This is a genomic window from Paenibacillus sp. J22TS3 (assembly GCF_018403205.1).
Classification (GTDB): Bacteria; Bacillota; Bacilli; order Paenibacillales; family Paenibacillaceae; genus Fontibacillus; species Fontibacillus tuaregi.
Genome location: NZ_BOSF01000003.1, coordinates 1 through 21,415, shown reverse-complemented (window position 1 = coordinate 21,415; position 21,415 = coordinate 1). Strand labels below are relative to the sequence as shown.

At 41.6% G+C, this 21,415-nt stretch carries 15 protein-coding genes and 1 rRNA gene; all 16 read left to right on the top strand.

The annotated features are described in order from the left end of the window. Positions 1-15: 15 nt before the first annotated feature. Positions 16-546 carry a GNAT family N-acetyltransferase gene (locus KJS63_RS09900; protein ID WP_213618980.1) on the top strand — a complete coding sequence of 177 codons (531 nt, stop codon included), beginning with the start codon at positions 16-18 and terminating at the stop codon, positions 544-546. Further along, positions 533-1,714, top strand: coding sequence for a glycosyltransferase (locus KJS63_RS09895; RefSeq protein WP_213618979.1), 1,182 nt, complete (start codon positions 533-535; stop codon positions 1,712-1,714). Before KJS63_RS09900 ends, KJS63_RS09895 begins: the two co-directional genes overlap by 14 nt. A gap of 85 nt (positions 1,715-1,799) precedes the next feature. Next, on the top strand, positions 1,800-2,576 hold the full coding sequence (locus KJS63_RS09890; protein WP_213618978.1) for an ABC transporter permease: 777 nt from the start codon (positions 1,800-1,802) through the stop codon (positions 2,574-2,576). Positions 2,577-2,595: 19 nt separating this feature from the next. Further along, complete coding sequence (locus KJS63_RS09885) at positions 2,596-3,333, top strand: ABC transporter ATP-binding protein (RefSeq protein WP_213618977.1); 738 nt, start codon at positions 2,596-2,598, stop codon at positions 3,331-3,333. 22 nt (positions 3,334-3,355) lie between these two features. Then, complete coding sequence (locus KJS63_RS09880; protein WP_213618976.1) at positions 3,356-5,095, top strand: glycosyltransferase; 1,740 nt, start codon at positions 3,356-3,358, stop codon at positions 5,093-5,095. Continuing rightward, positions 5,092-6,723, top strand: a complete 1,632-nt coding sequence (locus KJS63_RS09875) for a glycosyltransferase (RefSeq protein ID WP_213618975.1) — start codon at positions 5,092-5,094, stop codon at positions 6,721-6,723. Before KJS63_RS09880 ends, KJS63_RS09875 begins: the two co-directional genes overlap by 4 nt. A 16-nt stretch (positions 6,724-6,739) precedes the next feature. Continuing rightward, a complete protein-coding gene (locus tag KJS63_RS09870) occupies positions 6,740-8,860 on the top strand; it encodes a class I SAM-dependent methyltransferase (RefSeq protein WP_213618974.1) in 2,121 nt (706 codons plus the stop codon). Between the two features lie 85 nt (positions 8,861-8,945). Beyond that, the gene (gene rfbB / locus KJS63_RS09865) at positions 8,946-9,932 is read left to right on the top strand and encodes a dTDP-glucose 4,6-dehydratase (protein ID WP_213618973.1); all 987 of its coding nucleotides are present in this window, start codon (positions 8,946-8,948) and stop codon (positions 9,930-9,932) included. 299 nt (positions 9,933-10,231) lie between these two features. After that, positions 10,232-11,188, top strand: a complete 957-nt coding sequence (locus tag KJS63_RS09860; protein WP_213618972.1) for a glycosyltransferase family 2 protein — start codon at positions 10,232-10,234, stop codon at positions 11,186-11,188. 166 nt (positions 11,189-11,354) lie between these two features. Next, positions 11,355-12,272, top strand: coding sequence for a glycosyltransferase family 2 protein (locus KJS63_RS09855; RefSeq protein WP_213618971.1), 918 nt, complete (start codon positions 11,355-11,357; stop codon positions 12,270-12,272). After that, entirely contained in the window at positions 12,269-13,675 is a 1,407-nt protein-coding gene (locus tag KJS63_RS09850) for an undecaprenyl-phosphate glucose phosphotransferase (RefSeq protein WP_213618970.1), read from the top strand. The genes KJS63_RS09855 and KJS63_RS09850 overlap by 4 nt, the downstream gene beginning before the upstream one ends. A 121-nt stretch (positions 13,676-13,796) precedes the next feature. After that, positions 13,797-14,681 (top strand): UTP--glucose-1-phosphate uridylyltransferase GalU, encoded by an 885-nt coding sequence (gene galU, locus KJS63_RS09845; protein WP_213618969.1) that lies wholly within the window; start codon positions 13,797-13,799, stop codon positions 14,679-14,681. A 328-nt stretch (positions 14,682-15,009) separates the two neighbouring features. Continuing rightward, positions 15,010-15,690: a heptaprenylglyceryl phosphate synthase gene (pcrB, locus tag KJS63_RS09840; protein ID WP_213619555.1), complete on the top strand. Its 681-nt coding sequence runs from the start codon at positions 15,010-15,012 to the stop codon at positions 15,688-15,690. 381 nt (positions 15,691-16,071) lie between these two features. Then, the gene (gene pcrA, locus KJS63_RS09835) at positions 16,072-18,396 is read left to right on the top strand and encodes a DNA helicase PcrA (RefSeq protein WP_374706278.1); all 2,325 of its coding nucleotides are present in this window, start codon (positions 16,072-16,074) and stop codon (positions 18,394-18,396) included. A gap of 149 nt (positions 18,397-18,545) precedes the next feature. After that, positions 18,546-20,558 (top strand): NAD-dependent DNA ligase LigA, encoded by a 2,013-nt coding sequence (gene ligA / locus KJS63_RS09830; RefSeq protein ID WP_213618967.1) that lies wholly within the window; start codon positions 18,546-18,548, stop codon positions 20,556-20,558. Between the two features lie 634 nt (positions 20,559-21,192). Then, positions 21,193-21,415: ribosomal RNA gene (locus KJS63_RS09825) — 16S ribosomal RNA — on the top strand; the annotation flags it as partial.

Genomic DNA, 21,415 nt, shown 5'->3' with positions numbered 1-21,415 from the left:
AAAGGCAGTGTAACTGTGGATCATCACTATGTTATTCATTCGGACAACCTGGACTTATTGCCTGTTAAAGAACAAGATATTGAGATGCTGCGAAATTGGAGGAATGATCCTCAAAATCAGTCGAGCTTTCTAACGACTTCTTTTATAACTGCTGAACAGCAAAGAGCTTGGTATCGAAACTATCTGAACAAAAAAAATGACTTGATGTTTATGATTTATGATAAATTGAGCAATTCGAATATCGGTATGTGTAGCTTATATAATATTAATAGCGATAAACAGACAGCTGAATTTGGACGTTTATTAATTGGAGAGACCTCTGCCCGTGGCAGAGGTCTGGGGTTTTTAGTCACTTATACATTATGTAACTTTGGATTTAACACACTCAACTTTAAAGAGATTAACCTCGAAGTGTTGGAAGAGAATACTACAGCTTATAGTCTATATCGTAAAATTGGCTTCTTGCCTTATGACCGTTATAACGTTTTGGACAAAATAGCAATTAAAATGTCCATATCTAGGGAGAAATTTAATGAGTTTAACTAAGGTTGTCGCATTTTGTCTTGGTGATATTCCGTCGGCCAGAATAGGGATTGTTGAGCCGATGTTGGAACTGGAGAGAAGTGGATCTATTCAGTTTGGATTTTATCTGGCGGCCGAGCTAACCAGGGAGATCTTAGCCGATGCCGATATTGTTATATGTATACGGTCTGCGGACTCCTACGAGTTAGATATCGTTGAAGAATGCAAGGAAGCTGGCAAACTTCTTATTTATTATTTGGATGATGACTTACTAAATATCCCTCAATATGCTTCTAGCACGGATTATTTCAATAGTGACTTGATCCGTAACAATATCATTTCAATAATTAGTAACTGCAATTATTTGTTAACTAATAATGAAAGATTGAAGGAAAAGTATGGATTGTATACTTCGAATGGGGTATACATGATTAAAGCTCCGGCTTTGCTTCTCAGCGAAATTAATCCCGAACTTAATTTGGAGCCTGATCCCAATGAGGTAGTTAAACTAGGCTTTAGTGGAGGAACGGATCATAAAAGGAACTTAGAGCAGATGTTAGATGTTCCTCTAAAAGTGTTGAAAGAAAAATATAAAAATAAAATTGAATTTGAGTTTATGGGAGCTTCCCCTAATTTCAGTAGTGGAATTGAGTATAAATATATCCCCTACCAATCAAATTATATGGATTATATAGAACAAATGAAACAAGTTAGATGGGATATTGGGTTAGCTCCTTTGCCGGAAAGTGATTTTCATGCAAGCAAATATTTTAATAAATATCTTGAATACGGATCAATAGGGGCAGCAGGTGTATATTCAAATGTTGACCCATATAAACAAGTTGTTGTGAATGAGAATAATGGAGTTTTGGTGGACAATACACATGAGCATTGGATTAAGGCACTGTCCAATTTAATAGAGGATAGTCTCTTAAGAAAGAGAATACAAACTAACGCAAGAACACACCTTGAAAATGAATTCACCATAGCTCAGATCGCTTCTGATATTAAGATCAAGTTACCCGAACTTATGAATTATTCAGCTCCTGATTGTAATCCTACTAAACTTAAACTTCGATTGGGCAACAAGGAAGTGATGTTAAGCAAAATAAACAATATTATAAAGGCTATGGGAATTAAAGCTCCTATTTATATACTCAAGAAGGTAATTAGGAAGTTGGTCAAAAAATAAATGATTTTATGGCCCAGTGCTCAGCTATGCCTTGTAAGTATTTTGATATGATCCACACACGCGAAACTTGGAAGGAAGATACAAAGTGAGATATTTTAATAATTTGTACAAAGCCAGATATATATTAATGAATTTAGTTTCGCAAGATCTAAGAAATAAATATAGAAATTCAGTAATTGGAGTTGGATGGTCTTTGCTAACTCCTTTGGGTCTTGTTGTAATTATTGGAGTAGTTTTCTCGACAGTTTTGGGTCAACCTATCAGAGATTTTATTCCTTATCTTTTTTCAGGATTAATGCCTTGGCTATATATCGTTCAATGTGCAGATGGAGGAACAGGGGCTTTTATTTCGGCAGAGGGTTATATAAAACAAACACAAACCCCAGTTGAAATATTTCCCGTTCGAGTAGCTGCGGGTGCTTTTATTAATTTTTTGTACAGCTTAATTGCTTTTAGCGCAGTGTATATTTTTTTGAAGCCCGAGAAATATGGGATTAATATGCTTCCAATATTTATATCCCTACTGTTATTGCTGCTATTCGGTATTGCATTATCAACAATCTCCGCAGTTATTAATACGTACTTTAGGGATTTTGGTCCCCTTCAATCCTTGTTTCTTCAAGGCCTGTTTTATGCTACGCCGATAATGTTCCCAGCGGAACTCTTAAACAAACCCTACGTTAAATGGATTTATGAATGGAATCCACTTTATTATATTATGGACATGATAAGAAAGCCTCTTTTGGGTGATCCTGTTTATTTTACCTCATGGATTGTGGCTCCGATATTTATATTAACTTTATTTTTCATTGCGATAGCTATAATGACTAGGATCGGGAGAGCTATAACTTTTAAAATCTAACTCTAGGAAGGTATATAGTATGAGCATTGTTGATCTTCAAAATGTAGATTTAATATATAGATTTAAAAAAGATACTAGAATGAAAGATTTATTTGTAAAAAAACGCTATTCTTCCACACTTCTTGAATCCGGTTCACTTCATGCATTGAAAAATATTAATTTACAAGTTAACGAAGGTGACAGACTAGGTATTATAGGACATAACGGCGCCGGAAAAAGTTCTTTATTGAAATTAATAGCGGGTATTTATCCTCCTACGAATGGCAGGGTAGTTACTGAAGGCAGAATTGCCTGTTTATTTGAACTTGCGACCGGCTTTGAGATGGAGGCCTCGGGTTGGGATAACATATATTTAAGAGGTTTAATGTTGGGAGAGACGCCAGAAAGCATAAGGGCTAAATCTAAAGAAATTGCTGAATTTAGCGGGCTAGGAGAATATCTAGATATCCCAGTTAAATATTATTCTTCAGGAATGTTTATCAGGCTTGCATTTTCAATATCAACAGCAATTGAGCCGGATATTTTACTTTTGGATGAGGTAATTGCAGCTGGAGATGCTGCCTTTTTGGAAAAAGCTGAACGTAGACTAAAATCATTAATGGAATCTGTTAAAATTATGATATTCGTGACTCATTCCATGGATTCTATGCATAAGTTTTGCAATAAGTGCATTTGGATGGAAAAGGGCGAAGTAAAATTATTAGGAGAACCAGAGCATGTCTCTAGAGTATATTTAGAACATGTAATAAGTAAGTAGTTAAGGAGTGTACACTGGAGAGATGCAAACGGATATAACATGTTCAGTAGTTGTTGCTTTGACCGGTGACTTTTTTAAAGTTCATCGGGATTTAGCGGCTACGTTGTTAAATTACCAAAATGCTCCCGATGAGGTCGAAGTCATCATTGTTTCTGATGGTGCCATCTGGAGGAGCTTACCTTTGTTGCAAATGCTGGGTTATAAGAGGAATATTAGAATAATCGAGAACCAGGAGCAGAGTAATCACTTTGGAATATTGTTTAATCAAGGTCTAAAACAAGCGACGGGTAAATATATAACATTTTTGTGGCCTGGAATTGAGTATTCTATAAATGAGATTATGATCCATTGCTATGCTCTTGATCAAAAAGAAGATTTAGCGTGTATATATACGTCCACTAAAGATGGTATTGAACAAAATTATATTTCATCAATCAATTATGGATGGCTTCAATGTGCAAACCTTATTTCTCTAGCCGGGGCAGTATTTAAAGTTCAAAACTTGATTGAAATTAATGGATTCCGGGAAGAACTATATTTTCAACGATATACTGACTGGGATATTTTCTTGAGATTGAGTAAGTTCGGTGAACTGCAATATAAAATAGACTCTAAGCCATTGATGAAGTGGGAATTAATAAATTACCCTTACACAAACAGTGCTGTCGTCACCCAAGACGAGGTTCATAGGAATCTTCTGAGGAATAAGAAAATTTCCTCCACAAAAATTAATATAACTATTACAGGTGGGTACTGGGAACCGACTCATAACCAACTTTGTTTTTTTAATTACTTTGATACAGAGTTAGGGCATGAATTATATTCTTGGAAATCGTTGTTCGATTTTTCTGCTACAGAGGATGATTTGATAGGTTCTGATCTTGTTATCATTTCAAGGGGACGCCATCAAAATGTGTTAAACATCCTAAATTACTGTGAAAAACATAACATACCAACACTATATATGATTGATGATAATTGGTTTACCGTAGCAGAGGATTGGCCAGTTTATAAAGACATTTTTTCGCCAGGTAAACCAGACTATGAAGTGTTTATCGAGTGTTTAACTCGCTGTAATGCAGTATTAGTATATTCAAAGGTACTTGAAGGGTATGTTACTAATTACGCTAAAAGAGTGTATAGACTTGATATTAATATTGATCTTATGCAATTTGAAAAGACAAGAAGTGGATCTGACTCGAGAAAATTAGTGGGGTATTCTGGTTCCCCTAGATTTAGCGACGTTGCATTTGAAGGGTTGTTAAAATTTATTCAACAAAATGATGAATGGGATCTGTTGATATTTGGTGTACAATTGCCTGATAAATTGAAAGAATTACGTGGCTCTCCAAGACTCAAGTTTATTAATTTCACAAATTACCATAAATATGCTAGAACTATTGCTAATTTAAATCCGGACATATTGCTTGCCCCTCTAGATAATTGTGTTTCATCTCAAAGTAAGTGTCCCAATAAATTTCTTGAAATTACGGCTGCAGGAGCAGTCGGTATATATACGGATATACTCCCGTATTCAGAAGTTGTAACTAATAATGAAAATGGCATCCTGATTTCGGAATCTGATCAAAATAACTCTGATGCATGGTTTGAGGCTATTAACAATTTGGCAAACAATAAACAACTTAGGGTTGATTTGCATAGTAATGCTACTTCTAAAGTGAAGGAGATGTATGAGACAGAATTTGCTTTTCAGAATTTTTCTGCACTTATCTCCCAGGTTATTAAGGAGGCCGTCAAGTGAGAATTGCACTAATATCCCACACGTCATTGCTTGCTGGTGCAGAGAAAGTGTTGCTCAATATGGCCCTATCTTTGTACGAAAAAGATTGCATAGAAATCTATTTATTTGCTTACGGTGATGGTGAACTGAAAAATCAGGCTGCTAATGCTGGAATCAGATATATTTCACTTGAAAATAACTTGCCATGGTACCTGTTTGTTAAAGATGATATTGGTGAAATAGCTGACCATTGGAGAAATGTGCAGAAAAGTACCGAGGAACTAACAAGATACTTTTTGAAATACGGGATTGATTGTGTTCTTATCAATACAATGACAAATTTATCAGGTTTGATAGCTGCTGCTAATTTAAAGCTACCTAGTATTCTGTGGATCCATGGGATCATTGATCACATGCTTTTACCGCAGAGCGGATCTGATTTTAAGATGGTGTGTGATCGTGTATTAATTAATGGGGCTACAATAGTCTTCTGTCCTACAAATTGGATTAAAGAGCATTATCAACACTATCGTAATGATATAAGTGTCGTTCCGAACTTTACAATAGTACCTGATCAAATTATAGATTACCCGACAAATATAAGTAGTACTGTTTTCACCTGCTTTAACACATGGAATCATGTTAAAGGTATGGATTGCTTAATTGATGCAGCTGAAATTGTGAAAAATGAGGGTAAAGAGTTTGAACTTAATTTTTATGGGAGCGGTGAACAACAAGCTATTTTAGCTGAACTTATAGAAAAAAAACAGTTGAATGGTTATGTGAATCTTAAAGGGAGAGTAGCAAATATTTCTGAGGTTCTTAATCAATCACATGCTTTGATTACTGCATCGCTTATCGAACCATTTGGTATGACATTAATAGAAGCGATGGCTCATGCAAGGCCAATTATCGTTTCAGATAATTCTGGCCATTTGGAAATAGTTGATGATAGTAATTTTGGATTTTTATGCGAGACAGGCAATCCCGCTTCATTTGCTAAAAAAATGATATGGGTTTTAGAGAATCTCGATGATGCCAAAAAGATGGGTCTAAACGGTTACTATGTTGCGAAACAGAAGTTTAATGGTACGCATGCTACATTGGAATTCATTGAATTAATTAAGAAAGCACACAGAGAGCAGAAATTTGTTGATAGATCAATTTATATTGATCTGATGTTCGGCTTATTAAGTCCATTTTTAAAAGAAACAAAACAAAGCCTCATCGAGGTGCCAAAAAACGAGGATGGAAATTTTCTGCAGATTGGTGAACCGTTGGTACCAGTTGGTATTTATATGAATAGATCGTATAAAGTAAAGTGCACATTTGATAGAATGCAGGAGATTTGTTTTTTAATCGGAACTCATCATGAAGTTGTTACTGGAACCTTAGGCCTTAAAATATTTCTGAATGGGAGTCTATTAAGAGAATGCACTGCTCATTTAGAAAAGGTTGCTGACAACTCATGGGTTAGCTTTGAATTCAATCAAATCTCCCATATACGTAACAAAGAAATAACATTTACGCTTAGTTTGAATTCAGAAAACAAAGTTAGTGTGTATGAAAATGCTATGAACTATTCAGTTTTAACTAATTTCAAGAACAGATTAATTTCAAAAGGAGATATTTGTTGTAAAATTCGTTGAAAACAAGGAGAGGAATATGAATATATTTCCTGAGATAATTGGTATACAACTAGTTAATCATCAAGAGTATGCTGATGAGTATATGTCGACACAATTATTAGACGACATTTTACATGAGATAAAACGTTGGCCAACTATAAAAATTGTGGAAATATTTCACTCCCGGCAAGAGGATCTAGAAAAATACTCTCGTCATATAAATCTATTAGCTTCTGAACAAATACCATTTAAACTTAGTTTAGTTACTCATACCCTTGGGGGTGAAAGTATAGACTCTCGAGATAAAGAAACATTAACATTAATTAGTCCCTCGGATATGGAGTTTCTCGACAATAAAGATCAAGGAATGAACGGTAGTTTCGGGAGTCTTTGCATTGAAGCTAATTCTTTGTATATTACGGTTTCTGGCTTTGTCTATCCCTGCCAACATTCGCTTGACGAACATATTGGTATATTTCCTGAAAGTGATTTCGGTACCCTGATTAATAATGATAGGCTTTATGAATTACGTCATGAAACAAGAATGGGAAACTGCAATGTATTGCCTAAATGTAATTATTTAAGTTCAATGATTTCAAAAGAATCTTTAAGGAAATTTTGGATTAACAAGGATGATAGGGAACAAATTGATTCACAGGAAGAAAGGTTGCTACTATTTAATGAATTGTTACAAGTGGAACATAGAGCTTTAAGAGTAGACTTAGGATGCGGGCCAGCTAAAAGAACCGGATTTGTAGGTGTTGATAGATTTCCACTCCCTGGGGTGGATATTATAGGGGATTTAAATGAACGGCTTCCTTTTGAGGATGATACTGTTGATTTAGTTTATGCCTCCCATTCATTAGAACATGTAAGTGACTTAATGTTTACCATGAATGAAATTTACCGTATTTGCAAGCACGGTGCTCAAGTATGTATAGTAGTTCCTTATAGCGAACAAAAGTTAAATTATGCGAATCCATACCATTTGCAGGTATTTAATGAACACACACCTCGGTTTTGGACAGACTATCCTCGAAGTGTCATACCCAAGAATGAGTGGGAGCATCCCCAAGCCCCAATTTGGGGATTGAGTAGAAGCGACCATAGTGATGCAACCATTGATTTAAGATGTGTTAACATGCATTTTGATTACTTCCCAGATTTCGCGCAGATGAGCGAAGAAGAAAAAATTGCTGCTCGGAAAACAAAACTTGATGTGTGTGAACAAATAATGTATCAGTTAATAGCTATAAAAAAGGGAATAACAGATGAGGAGTTTCTCGACATGGTTCAAAAAACGGACTTTTATGAGCCGCCATATATTACTCTGAGGAAACAAAAAGAGGAAAATAATAAGTTGCAGACAGACATGAAGATTGTTTGCGAAGAAATTGAAAGACTACAGCAAAGAGTTGAAAACTATAAGGTTGAATATGACAAACAAAATAATTTGATTAATGATCTGAAAAAGGAAAATAACGAATTAAGTAATAATAAATATCAGTTGGAGAAGGATGTAGTACTGCTCAAGCAAGAATATAAAGATTCTGAATTGAAAATTGGAAAGTACCGGGAGGACCATGAAAAAACTATTAAAGAACTTGAAGCATTAAATCGTGCGTTACTCCAAATGGCTAATGAAAAGGAACTCTTTAAAAAAAATAAAATTAATCGAATTAAATCATTATATTCAATAAAAGACATGTGGCCACTTGTTGGGAATAGCTTTACTAAATTGAAGGATGATTCAATTATTCACCATTTTAAAGAAGACAAATATAAGCTAACCTTAAGCGAAAATTTACAGACGGTTCCTTTTTTACACTATAAATTGGAGAATATAGGTGGGACTCTAAATGGTGTTTTTATAGCATTATCGACTGATATAACTTTATGTGATGGTAATATTGGCGTTGAGTTGCTGGATGATACCGGAAAAATTTTGAGTAATAATTCAAAAGAAATTAGGGGGCATGATATTAATGAACCTTTTCATATACAAGTTAAACCACAAGTGCTGTTGCAAAATGTCGAATACTATCTTAGGGTATTTGGTGTGAATTTAGAGGCTCCGGTTAGTATATATGAATTTGCAAGAAGAAATAAAATTTACAAAAAGAAAACAAGACCATTTGTTGGATTGGATTTAATCTGAAGATACCTTTAGTTTTGGAAGAGTGTGCGCTCTTATGTTTTATAAACGTAAGCAGCAAATGTATCGATCATTGGGAGGAACCTAAATGAGGTTATTAGTTACCGGCGGTGCCGGATTTATCGGAAGTAATTTCATTAAGTACGTTAGTGAGACACATCCGGATTATTTTATAATTAATGTGGATTCGCTAACTTATGCGGGAAATCTAGACAACCTGGTATCTGTTGCAACATCCAGCAATTATAAATTTGCTCGGACAAGCATCATAAATCAAAAAGAGCTCGACCCTTTGTTTAAAGAAGGTGTCGATGTTGTAGTCAACTTTGCAGCTGAATCACATGTGGATCGGAGTATTTTAGATCCGAATATATTTGTTATGACCAATGTAGTGGGGACTCAGACATTACTTGAATTATCCAGGAAATATAATATTCGAAAATATGTTCAGGTATCCACGGATGAAGTTTATGGCTCACTCGGAGAAACTGGATTATTTAGTGAGAGTACTCCATTGGCTCCCAACAGTCCTTATTCGGCAAGTAAAGCTGGGGCAGATCTTTTAGTAAGATCCTATCATGAGACCTTTGGACTTCCTGTCAATATTACAAGGTGTTCAAACAATTATGGGCCATATCAATTTCCAGAAAAGCTGATTCCTTTAATGATTATCAATGCTTTGAATAATAAAAAACTTCCGGTCTATGGAGATGGTTTAAACATAAGGGATTGGCTTTATGTCGAGGATCATTGTCGAGCAATTGACTTGGTAATTCATAAGGGTGTTAACGGTGAAGTGTACAATATTGGCGGTAACAATGAGTACACTAATATTGACATCGTTAAATTAATATTGCAAATGCTTGATCGACCGGAATCCCTGATTCAATATGTAGATGACCGTTTGGGGCATGACCGACGTTATGCAATTGATTCTACAAAAATAAAACGTGACTTGAATTGGGAGCCTAATTATAAGTTTGAATCAGGTATAAATCAAACAGTAAAATGGTACTTGGATAATCAAGATTGGTGGACTAAAATTGTTGAGGGTACGTATCAAGGCAACAATTAAGTACTTTTAATTATTTTATATCAGAGTCTGTTTAATAATGGATATGGGGAGCAGTGTCAGATATACTTACTTCCCCTTCTAGTAGTCCGAGTTGCAACTATCCACAACTAATTTAAGAGGATATTAATAAAGACTGAAGTTGAAAGTATAATGGAACTCACCGGAGTTTGGAACCGGTGAGTTCTGTTATGATCTGAAGCTAATCAACTCTTAATTTATATATATTTTTCAGCATTCAGAATCGAGATCATTCAATCTTTAATATATGTTTTTAATAATAATTAAAAAAGGGATCCGCTATGAAGAAAACGGTTAGTGTTCATATCGTTACATATAACAGTGTGCTAGATATTGAGGAATGTTTAAAGGCAGTAGCCGAACAATCCTATGCTATACAACAGGTGATTGTCGTCGACAACGCATCTGTGGATGGGACGCTTGAGCAGCTAAGGGCACTAAAGAAAGAGGGTTTTGGTGGACTGAACCTTCGCATACTCGTTAATGAACAAAATACAGGCTTCGCCCCTGCACACAATCAGGCTATTCATCATACGGATACTGACTATGTGCTAGTGCTTAACCCCGATGTGGCGCTCGGCCCTCACTATACGGAGTTACTTGTGAAATGTATGGATAAGCACCCGGAGATCGGGAGCGCTACTGGCAGACTGTTGCTTAAAGCTAACCCGGATATTGTTGATAGTACAGGTTTGATCATGAATAAGGCATGCCGGGCTTTTGACCGTGGGGCGGGAGAACCCGCAATGAAATGGAATCAATCGGGAGAGGTATTTGGTGTCTCGGGAGCGGCTGCGGTATACTCACGTCGCATGATCAACGATATCAGCATAGATGGCGAGTTTTTCGACAGCGACTTTTTTGCTTATAAGGAAGACGTTGATGTTGCGTGGCGGGCGCAGCTGCTGGGGTGGAGGGCTTACTATCATGCAGATGCCATTGCTTATCATGAACGTGGATGGAAGAAGAGCAGCCGGAACAGTATCCCGCTTTTTATTCGGCAAGCTTCATACATTAACCGCTTTAAAATGATATACAAGAACGAAAAGAGTTCTGATCGTCTTAAAGGGTTTATTTATAGACTTCCTTTTGATTTTGCTAGCAGCGGATACTTCTTGCTCCGTGAGCCTGCCGTACTTGGCGCATGGAAGTCGTTCATGACACAGCTCCCTCAATTAAAGAAAAAGCGCGCCTATATTCAACAAAAGCGGAGAGAACGGGATGTAAGGGATCGGTAATAAAGCACCGGGTACTTACTATAGCTGCATAATTTAACGGCACAAGCCATCTGTACAGGAATGGGCCTCTAATAAACTACCCCTTTTCCCTATGCTTCCTCCCTCTATCTAGTTCATTCATGCTATAATGTCGATAGATTACTAAATTTGTCAGGAGTATCCTCAAATGGATCTAAGCATTATCATTGTGAACTATAATACATGTCAGCTGACCCTAGACTGTCTTCAATCTGTCTTTGATTCACAAGTTAATTTTGATTTTGAAATCATTGTTGTTGATAACAATTCTATAGATAATACCGTTATAAGTATTAGGGAGAATTATCCGTTGGTGAAGATCATCGCGAATACAGAGAATACTGGGTTTGCGAAAGCCAATAACCAGGCAATGGAAGCAGCTCAGGGCCGTTATTTTCTTTTACTGAATTCGGATACTGTTGTTCAGCCGGAGACGCTTCAGACCATGTTTGAGTTTATGGAGTCTAATACGGATGTTGGAGCAGCAGGATGCAAGGTCGTATTACCTGATGGCTCTTTAGATAAAGCTTGTAGACGGGGGTTTCCTACCCCTTCGGCCTCGTTTTATTATGCATTTGGGTTTTCGAAATTGTTTCCAAATAACCCTAAATTTAACCAGTATCAGTTGGGGTATATGGACTCCAATCAATCCTACCCCATTGATTGCCTTGTGGGTGCCTTTATGTGGGTAAGACGTGCCGCGTGGGATGAGGTAGGAGGGTTGGACGAAACCTTCTTTATGTACGGGGAGGACGTCGATTGGTGTTACCGGATCAAGCAAGCTGGTTGGAGAGTGTACTACAATTCGGATACATACATTGTTCATTATAAAGGGGGCAGTGCAAGACGTCGTCCTTTAAAAATTGTATATGAATTTCATAGGGCTATGTGGCTGTTCCATCGGAAGCATTATCGAAGCCAATATAATTTTTTGGTAAACGCAGCAGTATACTTAGGAATTGCGGTTAAGTTTACAGCAGCATTATTAACGAATTGGTTAAAACCAGTCAGACGGGAAATTCCTGTTCCGGTGTCGAAGGATTCAAGTATTGAGGTGAAATCATGATTCGCAGAAATCAGCGTTATCTGACGCAGCTTTATATTATTTTAGACTTTTTGATCATTCAGGTTTCATTTATTTGTTCCTGGTGGTTAAAATTTGAAAGCGGCTGGATTGACGGAGATGAACCTCTTCCAGTTCAGACTTATGCAATTTGGAGTTTGGTTTACGGGGCAATTGCTATTTTTATTGGATTATTGGCTTCCTTGTATGCCCCCAAGCGGAAGAAAAGATTTGCTGACGAGTTCATTAAGATTTTTCAAACGCATTTGATCAGTGTTTTTATTCTGCTAAGTGTCATGTTTTTTGTGAAGCAAGTGGACATTTCCAGGTACTATCTTGCTATTTATATGATTGGGAATGTCATGGCAATTATGCTGTACCGTTATTGTGTAAAAGTGTCTTTGAAGCATTTTCGCGAAAAAGGTTACAACCTTCAGTACGTGCTAATCTTAGGTTCTGGTTCCCTAGGCAAGCGGTTCTATGACAATCTCAAGCAATATCCTGAGTTGGGTTACGAAGTAGTTGGGTTTTTAGATGATTATCGCCAGTGGGATAGTCTGGAAGCTAAGCAATATAAGCCAATTCTAGGTACCTTGGATGAATTACCTGAGTTACTCCATCGCATGCTGATTGATGAAGTAATCTTGGCACTGCCTCTGTATGCTCATGATAAATATCCGCAGATTATCGCAGAATGTGAGAAGGCGGGAGTCCGGACATTGATTATCCCTGACTTTTTTGACTACCTTCCCGCCCGACCGTACTTTGATAATTTTGCGGGAGTGCCTTTAATTAATGTTAGGGATATTCCACTTGATATGGCAGGGAACCGGTTGTTTAAACGTGTATTCGATATTTGTTTTTCTCTTTTTGCTATTATCCTTACTTCACCTCTCATGCTGGCGATTGCCATTGGAATTAAATTAACATCCCCCGGACCTCTTATCTTTAAACAGGAAAGGGTTGGGATGAACCGTCGTACTTTTAAAATGTACAAATTCCGCTCAATGCGCGCCCTGCCTGAAGAGACAGTGGATACAGGTTGGACAACAGAGAATGACCCGCGCCGTACCAAGTTTGGTTCATTTCTCCGTAAAACGAGCCTCGATGAACTGCCACAGTTCTTTAATGTGCTGCTTGGCCATATGAGCGTGGTGGGCCCTCGCCCAGAAAGGCCGTATTTTGTGGAGCAGTTCCGTGAGGAGATACCTAAGTATATGGTTAAGCACCATGTGCGGCCGGGCATTACAGGATGGGCCCAGACTAATGGTTTGCGCGGGGATACATCCATTGAAGACCGAATTAAACATGATATTTTCTATATTGAGAATTGGTCCTTATTATTTGATATCAAAATCATCTTCAAAACCCTTCGTAACGGCTTCATTAATAAGAATGCATATTAATAAGTTTGTTACCATTACAACCGCTCATCATCCAAGCTGGGCGGTTTAAATATATATAACCGAACTCACAGCCCTCACAACTTGTGTCAGAGAGTTGATCTTAGCTAAGGAGAAGAGAAATATGAAGATTCGTAAAGCGATTATTCCGGCTGCTGGACTGGGGACCCGGTTTTTGCCCGCAACCAAAGCGATGCCCAAAGAAATGCTGCCCATCGTGAACAAACCAACCATTCAATATATTATTGAAGAAGCTGTGGCTTCAGGAATAGAAGACATCATCATTGTTACGGGAAAAGGGAAAAGGGCGATCGAGGATCACTTTGACAACTCTTTTGAGCTTGAGAATAGATTGTCCAGCCAAGGTAAATGGGCGCTCCTTGAGGAGGTTAGACGACCTTCTGATATGGCGGATATCCATTACATCCGGCAGAAAGAGCCAAGAGGACTTGGACACGCCATTTGGTGCGCGCGGAAATTTATCGGAGACGAGCCTTTTGCTGTGCTGCTTGGGGATGACATTGTGCAATCGGAAGTGCCGTGTCTTAAACAAATGATTCAGGTGTATGAGAAGTACGGGAGTCCCGTAGTTGGGGTTCAGCCTGTTCCTGAAGATCAGGTATCCAAATATGGGATCGTTGACCCCCTTGAGTTGGAGAATCGCATCTTCCGGGCCCTTCGCCTTGTGGAGAAGCCGGCCCCCGAGCAGGCGCCATCCAGGCTGGCCGTAATGGGCAGATATATTCTTACGCCTAATATATTTGGGGAGTTGGAGAAGCAGCATGTGGGAATCAATGGTGAAATTCAATTAACCGATGCGATATCCCGCCTTGGGGAAACGGAGCGTGTCTTGGCATATCAATTTGAAGGGCTTCGTCATGACGTGGGGGATAAGCTGGGCTTTATCGAATCGACGATCCACTATGCCTTGCAGCAGGAGGATTTGAGGGAGCCTCTGCTTCGTTACATTAAACAGATTGCATCCCTGAATGAAGGGGAAACGCGCTAAGACCCAGCTAAATGGCTGCAATAAAAATTTGCGTCAAAACGAGCGTCTATTCACTGTGCTTGTAGACTTTTACTTCCTATTTTAATGAAAGATGCAGTTCCGTCTTACCGGAATTTGCATCTTTTTTTGTTCCCCTAAAATACGAACATTGACACTGTCCCGTGGGTATCATAGACTGGAATCAGGCGTTAAAATACGTTGCACAATGGAGCCGCGGGTTCCATTTTCCTATACTCATATCCGGCGGAGCGGTCACAGTCTGAAGCTCCGTTTTTTGAGGTGGAAATCACATATTGCGGTGCTTTTTGGAGGAGTTCGTTTGAATCGAATGATAGACCAGTGGAGACATGTTTTCAAGCTTGATCCGGATAAAATGATCTCGGATGCCGATTTGGACGCCGTGTGCTTGTCAGGCACGGATGCCGTTATGATTGGCGGATCGAGCGGGGTGACTTATGAGAATACGGTGGATCTCCTGTCCCGTGTCCGGCAGTACGAATTACCTTGTGTGCTGGAAATTTCCGAGCTCGAAGCGGTGGTCCCTGGATTTGACTTGTACATGATTCCTATGGTGCTCAATACGCGCAGTGTGGAGTGGTTAATCGGCCATCATCGGCGGGCAGTAGAACGTTATGGCTATATCATCCCCTGGGACCTTGTTGTTCCAGAGGGGTACATCATTCTCAATTCCGAATGTACGGCAGCCAAGCTGACTGAGGCGGAATGTGGATTGTCGGTATCCGAGAGCACAGCTTATGCCCAGACTGCGGACAAGCTGTTATCCCTTCCGGTTGTCTACTTGGAGTACAGCGGTATGTTCGGGGATATGGAGCTCGTCTCGACAGTACACCGCTCCCTGTCTAATTCTCGCCTTTTCTATGGCGGAGGAATCTGTGACACAGAGACTGCTCGACAGGCTGCGGAAGCCGCCGACACGATCATCGTCGGCAACATTATATATACAGACCTGGTGGCGGCACTTTCAACAGTTAAAGCTATTAAAGGTTAAAGTTATTAAAGACTGCCGCACAACCGTAAAGCGAATCCCGCAGGGAGAGCGCAGCAAGCACGAGGTCGCACCAGACAAGCACGCAGTCACTCTCACGTGCTCTGCACCATGGTAAAGCGTGTCCCGCTGGGACGACAAGCGGCTCCTTAACCAAACCAATCTCACTTTATATACAGCACCTAATCACACCAATTTATCTTTTCAGTATCTAAACAACACCACAGTCAAGCGGGTCCCGTAGGGACGGCAAGCGATCAATTCCGCAACCGCCCCTAAGTACCTGCAGCCCATATCCTTCGCCCCTTCAGGGTGTCCAGAGGGCAGAGCCCTTGGGGCCCTCCCTTCTAGGGAGGGTTTGGGAGGGTAAGATCCAACGAAAGGATGTTCATTATGATTGACATACAACAAGCAATCAACAAACTAAATCCCCAACAGAAGGAAGCTGCGCTGACTACCGAGGGTCCGCTTCTGATCATGGCCGGCGCAGGCAGTGGCAAGACCCGGGTGCTTACACACCGGATCGCCTACCTGATTGCTACCCGTAAGGCTCCACCTTGGAGCATTCTGGCCATTACGTTCACTAACAAGGCCGCCAGAGAGATGCAGGATAGGGTATCTAAGCTGGTCGGACCCGAAGGAAGGGACATTTGGGTATCCACCTTCCACTCCATGTGTGTCCGCATTCTTCGTAAGGATATCGAGCGCATCGGTTATACTTCGAATTTCTCAATATTGGATTCTACGGATCAACTGTCGGTGATCCGCAACTGTATGAAGGAACTGAACGTAGATCCGAAGAAGTTTGAGCCTAAAGCGGTTCAGGCCATGATTAGCAATGCCAAGAATGAACTTGTCAGCCCTCAAATGTACGAGCAGAAGATTGGCGATTATTTTGAAGGTATTGTGGCCAAAGTGTATACCATGTACCAGAAACGTCTTAGAAGCAACAACTCCTTGGATTTCGATGACTTGATTATGAAGACCATCGATCTGTTCAAGGAAGTTCCCGAGGTGCTCGACTTCTATCAGCGTAAGTTCCAATATATTCACGTGGACGAGTACCAGGATACGAACCGGGCCCAATATATGCTCTGCAAAATGCTTGCGGACAGCCATCACCGCATCTGCGTGGTCGGAGACAGTGATCAGTCGATTTACCGCTGGCGCGGAGCGGATATCAGCAATATCCTGAACTTTGAGGAGGACTATCCGGAGGCGAAAACGATCCTGCTTGAGCAGAACTACCGCTCAACCTCGAATATCCTGAATGCGGCGAACGAAGTGATTGGGCTCAATACCGGCCGCAAGCCCAAGAAGCTGTGGACGGACAAGGAAGGCGGGGCCAAGATCAAGGTATACCGCGGGGATTCGGAGCATGACGAAGGTTATTTTGTCGCATCGGAAATTCATAAGAATATTAAGCAAAATAAAAGCTATGGGCATCATGCTATTCTGTACCGCACAAATGCCCAATCCCGGGTAATCGAGGAAATTCTGATCAAGTCGGATATCCCTTACCAGATTGTCGGGGGGATTAAGTTCTACGACCGTAAAGAGATTAAGGACATTTTGGCTTATCTGCGCCTGCTGTCCAATCCGGACGATGATATCAGCTTGACTCGGGTAATCAATGTACCGAAGCGTGGAATCGGGGATACGACCGTAGCCAAGCTGGCCGCTGCTGCTGCGGAGCGGGGCACGTCCATTTACCGGGTGCTGGAGTACGTCGATGATCTTGGTTTTGCAGGGCGCACGCGGAATAATTTGGTGGACTTTTTTGATATGATCGCCAATCTTCATCGTATGGTTGAATATCTCTCCGTTACCGAACTAACAGAGAAGCTGCTGGAAATGACGCAGTACCGCCTTGAGCTGCAGAATGAGAACACGATTGAATCGCGTTCCCGGTTGGAGAATATTGAAGAGTTTCTGTCTGTAACGATGGAATTTGAGAAAAATAACGATGATAAATCCCTAGTCTCCTTCCTCACCGATCTGGCGCTCATCGCCGATATCGATACGATGAATGACAAGGAGGAAGAGCAGAGCGATGCGGTTGTGCTTATGACCATGCACAGTGCCAAGGGGCTGGAGTTCCCGGTTGTCTTCATCATCGGCATGGAAGAAGGGGTGTTCCCGCACAGCCGGGCTTTCTTGGATGAGGAAGAGCTGGAAGAAGAACGCCGCCTGGCCTATGTGGGGATCACCCGGGCAGAGGAGCAGTTGTTCCTTAGCTGTGCACAGATGCGGACCTTGTTCGGACGGACAACGGCGAATCCGCCATCCCGCTTCCTGAATGAGATTCCGGATGAGTACAAGGAAGATACCGACATTGCGCGTGACCGCTACCGTCGCGGGGCCAATAACGGCGGAGCTTACGGAGGACGGGGCTTTGGAAGCAGCAGCAGCGGCGGCAGCAATTTCGGCCGCAGACAGGAAGGCAGTACAGCCAAGGCTGCTCCTTCGGCGGCCCGGGTGACCGTGACAACCGGTGTTCCGGGAACAGCTCAGCCTAAGCCAGCTGGCTCAGGCTCCACTGACTTCAAGGCCGGGGACAAAGTTGCCCATGGCAAATGGGGCACCGGAACGATCGTGGCCGTCAAGGGTACTGGCAATGACATGGAGCTGCAGATTGCTTTTCCGGCTCCAGTCGGCTTGAAGCGTCTGCTTGCTGGTTTTGCCCCGATTACTAAAGTAGAAGCTTAAGGCGCGCATACTGCTGAATAACTTTGAAGGCCAGAAGGTTAAATGAGAACAGGCATCTGTCCTCACTTCACTGCACGAGCACAGATGAACAGCGTATTGACGCTGGTATTAATGCTATTATTATGATCTTAAACGGAGGGTTGCCCTGCATGGATCCGATGCAATCGATGGAGCAGCTGGTAGAGGAGCTTAACAAGTATAACTATCATTACTACACGCTGGATGAGCCGCTAGTCAGCGACAAAGAGTATGACGTCCTGTATGACAAGCTGGTCGCGCTTGAAGCTGAGACTGGGATTACACTGCCTGACTCGCCAACACAGCGTGTAGGTGGAGAGCTGCTTAAAGGCTTTAAGCCTCACCGTCATTTAACCCCCCTATGGAGCTTGGACAAAGCTCAGAATGAAGAACAGCTGCAGAATTGGAATAACCGGGTGCTTCGGCTGGTAGCTGATTATAATACCAAGAATCCGGAATCTCCACTTCCCGCACCGAGCTACGTGGTTGAGCTTAAGTTTGACGGACTGACTCTCAACCTGACTTACACGGACGGCAAGCTCGTTCAGGCCTCTACACGGGGGAATGGGGTTGTGGGCGAAGGGATTCTGGCTCAGGTCAAAACGATCAAATCCGTACCGCTAAAAATTCCTTACACAGGGGGCACCATCGAGGTTCAAGGGGAAGGGATTATGAATCTTTCCGTGCTGGCGGCTCACAATGAATCCGGTGCTGATCCGCTTAAGAATGCCCGCAATGCCGCCGCAGGCGCGCTGCGCAACTTGAACCCGAAAGTCACCGCGGAGCGCAAGCTCAGTGCGTTTTTCTATAACGTGGGTTATGCGGAAGGCATCCGTTTTGACAACCATAAAGAAATGATGGACTTCCTCAAAAACAATTTTTTCAAAGTAAATCCGTTCGTTTCCTACTTCGACAGCTTTGATCTGGTCATGGAGGAGCTTCAGCGGATTCAGGAGCGCCGCAGCTCCCTGGATTATCTGATTGACGGAGCTGTGGTCAAAATCACCGATATGCGCACACGCGAGGTGCTCGGGTATACCGATAAGTTCCCGCGTTGGGCGGTTGCCTTCAAGTTTGAAGCGGAAGAGACAACCACGATTCTGGAGTCTGTGGTGTGGAATGTAGGGCGTACGGGCAAAATAACACCGCTAGCCAAAGTAGAGCCGGTTGAGCTGGCTGGAGTTACTGTACAGAACTGTACGCTGAACAATGTCGGGGACATTGAGCGGAAGAACCTGAAGTTCGCCATCGGAACACGGGTATTTATCCGCCGATCGAACGACGTCATCCCCGAAATTCTCGGCAAGGTTACGGAAGAGAGTGATGGTCAGGAGATCGTGTATCCGGAGCATTGCCCGGCTTGTGGATTCCCGCTGGAGCAGCGGGGAGCACATTTGTTCTGCAACAACCGCTTCGGCTGCAAACCGCAGACGGTAGGGCGGATCACACACTTTGCTTCACGGGATGCGATGGATATCGAGACCTTCAGTGAGAAAACGGCAGAACAGCTCTATGATGAGCTTGACGTTCGAGAGCCGGCTGACCTGTATTCTTTGAATTTTGAGGATTTAGTGAAGCTGGAGCGGTTCGGGACGAAGAAAGCGACGAATTTGCTGGAAGCGATCGAAGTAAGTAAGGGACGGGATTTGGCCGCGTTCCTGTTTGCCCTTGGAATTCCGAACACTGGCAAGTCCACGACCAAGGTTCTTGCCGATCATTACCGAAGCTTGGAGGCCATTATGTCTGCAACTGCTGAGGAGCTAACCGCATTGCCGGATATTGGAGGTATTGTGGCCGATAGTATTGTAAGCTTTTTTGCAGACCCATTCATGCAGGCGGGTATTCACAAAATGCTTTCTTTAGGGGTGGAAGCCCGCGCACCAGAGAAGCCGCAGGTTGTGGCAACGGATTCCTTCTTTAGCGGCAAAACGGTTGTGCTGACCGGTACTCTCCACAAGCTTACCCGTGATGAAGCTGCCGAGACGCTTGAGGCGCTCGGGGCTAAGGTAACGGGCAGCGTCTCGAAGAAAACAGATTTGGTCATTGCCGGAGAAAAGGCTGGAAGCAAACTTGCTAAGGCCCGGGAACTCGGGATTCAAGTGATTGAGGATGAGGACGAACTTATCCGGTTATTGGAGGGCTGAATCGATTGAACGGCAGGGGCAGGCTGGATAATTGCAGTTACGGGCCGTTGGGGGCATCCTGATTCTCCGATCAACAAGATATAGGTTCGTTAATATTGGCATTACCAAGGCTGCTGAACATTCACTTCATGGATGTCGGCAGTCTTTTTATATGGAACCCTGATACAGAGAGGAAGAGAATCATTCATTCGTCCCAAGCATCGATGGTTGAGAGTATATTTCTATGAACTTTGTGAATTTGACCTAGCCAAATCTTTATAGGAGTCCTCCTTATCATAGCATGGTAGTATAGGGATTATTACCTTTTCCCATCCATACTGCAGGCCGTGTTATGAAGAAGAGAAAAAATCGAATTTTTACTGGGATATTTTGTAGTATTGCACAATCGGCGAAATCATGATAAATTATTTCTTGTCGCTTCGGAAGCTAACTTGCTGAAAGACAAAAACAAATGTCGAAGAAAGTTATAGACAAAGCGATGTACGTGAGTTAAAATAAAATTCTGTTCGATCAAATGCGACATTGAATTTGAGAGAATAGAGCAAGTTCTTTGAAAACTGAACAAATGGAACTCGTTAATAAATGATTCTTGTTTTAAAGAATCGTCAGTTTCAAAATGAGCAAGTCAAACACTTTAATGGAGAGTTTGATCCTGGCTCAGGACGAACGCTGGCGGCGTGCCTAATACATGCAAGTCGAGCGGACTTGATGGAGAGCTTGCTCTCCTGATGGTTAGCGGCGGACGGGTGAGTAACACGTAGGTAACCTGCCTGTAAGACTGGGATAACTACCGGAAACGGTAGCTAATACCGGATACGCAAGATCCTCGCATGAGGGACTTGGGAAAGACGGAGCAA

Bases quoted from the DNA above. Each gene is read 5' to 3' on its own strand.
- pcrB (WP_213619555.1), top strand. From the start codon at position 15,010: ATGATAGACCAGTGGAGACATGTTTTCAAGCTTGATCCGGATAAAATG.
- KJS63_RS09895 (WP_213618979.1), top strand. From the start codon at position 533: ATGAGTTTAACTAAGGTTGTCGCATTTTGTCTTGGTGATATTCCGTCG.
- KJS63_RS09855 (WP_213618971.1), top strand. From the start codon at position 11,355: ATGGATCTAAGCATTATCATTGTGAACTATAATACATGTCAGCTGACC.
- KJS63_RS09870 (WP_213618974.1), top strand. From the start codon at position 6,740: ATGAATATATTTCCTGAGATAATTGGTATACAACTAGTTAATCATCAA.
- galU (WP_213618969.1), top strand. From the start codon at position 13,797: ATGAAGATTCGTAAAGCGATTATTCCGGCTGCTGGACTGGGGACCCGG.
- pcrA (WP_374706278.1), top strand. From the start codon at position 16,072: ATGTTCATTATGATTGACATACAACAAGCAATCAACAAACTAAATCCC.
- ligA (WP_213618967.1), top strand. From the start codon at position 18,546: ATGGATCCGATGCAATCGATGGAGCAGCTGGTAGAGGAGCTTAACAAG.
- rfbB (WP_213618973.1), top strand. From the start codon at position 8,946: ATGAGGTTATTAGTTACCGGCGGTGCCGGATTTATCGGAAGTAATTTC.
- KJS63_RS09880 (WP_213618976.1), top strand. From the start codon at position 3,356: ATGCAAACGGATATAACATGTTCAGTAGTTGTTGCTTTGACCGGTGAC.
- KJS63_RS09850 (WP_213618970.1), top strand. From the start codon at position 12,269: ATGATTCGCAGAAATCAGCGTTATCTGACGCAGCTTTATATTATTTTA.
- KJS63_RS09885 (WP_213618977.1), top strand. From the start codon at position 2,596: ATGAGCATTGTTGATCTTCAAAATGTAGATTTAATATATAGATTTAAA.
- KJS63_RS09860 (WP_213618972.1), top strand. From the start codon at position 10,232: ATGAAGAAAACGGTTAGTGTTCATATCGTTACATATAACAGTGTGCTA.